The 3,555-nt window shown below is 73.3% G+C and carries 3 protein-coding genes; 1 reads left to right on the forward strand and 2 read right to left on the reverse strand.

Annotated elements, in window-relative coordinates; all coding sequences use genetic code 11:
- Positions 1-9: 9 nt before the first annotated feature.
- On the reverse strand, positions 10-1,041 hold the full coding sequence (locus ACTIR_RS0118830) for a DMT family transporter (RefSeq protein ID WP_026455437.1): 1,032 nt from the start codon (positions 1,039-1,041) through the stop codon (positions 10-12).
- Positions 1,042-1,226: 185 nt separating this feature from the next.
- Positions 1,227-2,006, reverse strand: a complete 780-nt coding sequence (locus ACTIR_RS0118835; RefSeq protein WP_026455438.1) for an exodeoxyribonuclease III — start codon at positions 2,004-2,006, stop codon at positions 1,227-1,229.
- Positions 2,007-2,162: 156 nt separating this feature from the next.
- On the opposite strand from ACTIR_RS0118835, the gene uvrC reads away from it, so the two are divergent.
- A partial coding sequence (uvrC, locus tag ACTIR_RS24325; RefSeq protein ID WP_034241011.1) for an excinuclease ABC subunit UvrC occupies positions 2,163-3,555 on the forward strand: 1,393 nt, incomplete at its 3' end.

A 3,555-nucleotide genomic window follows, 5' to 3' on the forward strand; every position in this document is an offset into this window, starting at 1 on the left:
GTCGACGTCTCAAGCCCGCGAGTCGACGTGTGCGGACTCCGTCGCCGGCGCGGGTGTGCCCGCCGGAGCGCCTCGCCGGGGCCGGTAGCGGGCGATCGCGACGCCGATCAGGCAGACCGCGCCGCCGACGAAGCCGTACACGGTGGGTACCTCGTGCAGCACCGCCCAGGACAGCAGCACGGACACGGCGGGCACGGCGTAGGTCGTCGCGGCGAGCCTGCCCGCGTCCGTGCGCCGGAGTGCGTAGGCCCAGGTGCTGAAGCCGATCGCGGTGGGGAACGCGCCCAGGTACACCGCGCCCAGCACCGCCGCCGGCGGGGCGGAGCCGAGTTCGGCCAGCAGGGTGGGCGTGAACGGCAGCAGCGCGGCGGTGGCCACCAGGCAGCCGAACCAGGTGACCGTCGCGCCGTCGACCCGGCGCAGGGTGATCTTCTGGATCACCACACCCGCGGCGTAGAGCACGGCGGCCAGCAGGCACAGCAGCACCCCGACCCGGTCGCCGCGGCCGTCGGAACCGAGCCCGATCACCGCCACCCCGCCGAGTCCCACGAGCGCTCCGATCAGCAGCGGCCGGGGCAATCCCTCCCCGAGCAGCGCACCCGCCGCGAACGCCACGAGCAGTGGGGAGATGTTCACCAGCAGGGCCGCCGTCCCCGCGTCCAGGTGCTGTTCCGCGCCGTTCAGCGCGACGGTGTAGCCGGCCAGCCACAGCACGCCGTAGGCGGCGGTCAGCAGCAGCGGCACCCGGCCCCGCGGCACGCGCGGGAGCCGCCGCCGGGACACGGTCACCAGCACCGTGAGGACCACCGAGGCCACGGCGAGGCGCAGCAGCGCCAGCGGCGCGGGGGAGAGGTCGTGGCCCACCGCACGGATGGCGACGAACGCCGACGCCCACAGGACGACGGTCACACTCACCGCCACCGCGGCCTTGACGGCCTCGGCGCGGCCGGAGGTCGGGGGCCCGGACGGGGAGACCCGGGGGTCCCCGGTGTGCGGGCGGTCGGACGGGGAGGAAAGCGATGCCTGCGAATCTCCGGTCACCCGACCATGGTCCGGACCGCGGACAGGACAGCACAACCGCCCACCGCCGCCGTGCGGGACGGCGTGGGGACCGGCTCCGTGGCGGTCGGAGACGGAAGCCGGTCGGAGACGGAAGCCGGTCGGAGACGGAAGCCGGTCGGAGACTGGAGCCGGTCGGAGACCGGAGCCGGTCGGCGACCGACCGGTCAGCGACCGAACTCGACGACGACGGGGGCGTGGTCCGAGGCGCCCTTGCCCTTGCGTTCCTCGCGGTCGACGTAGGCGTCGGTGACCGCGTCGGCCAGCGTGCCGTCGGTGTACACGAGGTCGATGCGCATCCCCTTGTTCTTCGGGAACGCGAGCTGCCGGTAGTCCCAGTAGGTGTAGGGCCGGTCGTACTTCAGCGGCCGCGGCACCACCTCACGCAGCCCCGCGTCGGTCAGCGCGGTCAGCGCCTCCCGCTCCGGTCCGGTGACGTGGGTGGAGTCGGTGAACAGGGAGATGTCCCACACGTCCTCGTCGGTGGGGGCGACGTTGAAGTCGCCCAGGACCGCGAACGGCCGGTCGGCGCCGCCCTCGGCGGCCACGGTGCCGTGCAGGGCCTCCAGCCACCGCAGCTTGTAGGCGTAGTGCGGGTGCCCCGGCTCGCGTCCGTTGGGGACGTAGACCGACCACACCCGCACCCCGTCGCAGGTCGCGCCGACGGCGCGCGGCTGGGTGGCGTTGTCGTAGGCGGGCTCGTCGATCAGGCCGCGGGTGACGTCGGCCAGCCCCACCCGGGACAGCACGGCGACGCCGTTCCACCGGCCGTCGCCGTGGCACGCGACGTCGTAGCCGAGTTCGGCGACCTCGGCGCGGGGGAAGGCCTCGGCACCGCACTTGAGCTCCTGCAGGCACAGCACGTCCGGTTCGACCCGCTGCAGCCACGCCGTCAACCTCGGCAGCCGGGCGCCGACGGAGTTGACGTTCCACGTCGCGATGCGCATGCCGGGAGAATCGCACACCCGTGGGACGCCGCCCGCGACCGCCTCCACCGCACCGCGCGAAGCGTATAACGGCCTGTACGTCCGGGCCCTAGCGCGTGCCGCCACGCGGTGACGGGGGCCGACCGGCGGTGTCGCCGTCCGCCATAAGCTGGGAGCGTGGCTGATCCGTCCACCTACCGTCCGGCCCCGGGAAGCATCCCCGAGGAGCCCGGGGTGTACAAGTTCCGCGACCCCACCGGGCGCGTCGTCTACGTCGGCAAGGCGAAGAACCTGCGCGCGCGGCTGAACTCGTACTTCGCGGACCTGTCCGGGCTGCACCCGCGCACCCGCCAGATGGTCACCACGGCGGCGGGCGTGGAGTGGACGGTGGTCTCCACTGAGGTGGAGGCGCTCCAGCTGGAGTACAACTGGATCAAGGAGTTCGACCCGCGGTTCAACGTCCGCTACCGCGACGACAAGACCTACCCGGTGCTCGCGGTCACCGCGCACGAGCGCTATCCCCGGTTGCACGTCTACCGCGGCCCGCGGAAGAAGGGCGTGCGGTACTTCGGCCCGTACGCCCACGCCTGGGCGATCCGGGAGACCCTGGACCTGCTGCTGCGGGTGTTCCCCGCCCGGACCTGCTCCGACGGGGTGTTCCGCAGGCACGCCCAGATCGGGCGGCCCTGTCTGCTCGGCTACATCGACAAGTGCTCGGCCCCGTGCGTGGGCAACGTCACCGAGGACGAGCACCGGCAGATCGTCGACGACTTCTGTGACTTCCTGGCCGGGCGCACCGACGTGATGATCCGCAGGCTGGAACGGGAGATGGCCGCCGCGTCCGAGCAGCTCGAGTTCGAGCGCGCGGCGCGGCTGCGGGACGACCTGGGCGCGCTGCGCCGGGCGATGGAGAAGCAGGCGGTGGTGCTCGGCGACGGCACCGACGCCGACGTCGTCGCCTTCGCGCACGACGATCTCCAGGCCGCGGTCCAGGTCTTCCACGTCCGGGGCGGCCGGGTGCGCGGACAGCGCGGCTGGGTGATCGACAAGGTCGAGGACATGGACGTGCCCGCGCTCGTGGAGCAGTTCCTCGGGCAGTTCTACGCCGAACAGATCGATCTCGCCGCCGAGGCCCCCACGGACGCCTCACCGGTGCCGCGCGAGGTGCTGGTGCCCGCGCTTCCCGCCGACGCCGACGCGATGGAGCAGTGGCTGTCCCGGCTGCGCGGCTCGCGGGTGCGGTTGCGGGTGCCGCAGCGGGGCGACAAGCGGCAGCTCGCCGACACGGTGGCGCGCAACGCCGAGGAGGCGTTCGCCCAGCACAAGCTGCGCCGGGCCGGGGACCTCACGGCGCGGTCGGCCGCGTTGTCCGAGCTGCAGGAGTACCTGGGGCTGGACACCGCGCCGCTGCGCATCGAGTGCGTGGACATCAGCCACCTGGGCGGGACCGACGTGGTGGCCTCGCTGGTGGTGTTCGAGGACGGGGTGCCGCGCAAGTCCGAGTACCGTCGGTTCGCCCTGCGGGAGGCCGCCACGGAGGGCGACGTCGCGGGCATCGCCGAGGTCGTGC

The organism is Saccharomonospora iraqiensis subsp. iraqiensis, assembly GCF_000430445.1.
Taxonomy (GTDB): domain Bacteria; phylum Actinomycetota; class Actinomycetes; order Mycobacteriales; family Pseudonocardiaceae; genus Saccharomonospora; species Saccharomonospora iraqiensis.

Coding starts and splice junctions, on each gene's coding strand:
- ACTIR_RS0118835 (WP_026455438.1), bottom strand. CDS start 2,006: ATGCGCATCGCGACGTGGAACGTCAACTCCGTCGGCGCCCGGCTGCCG.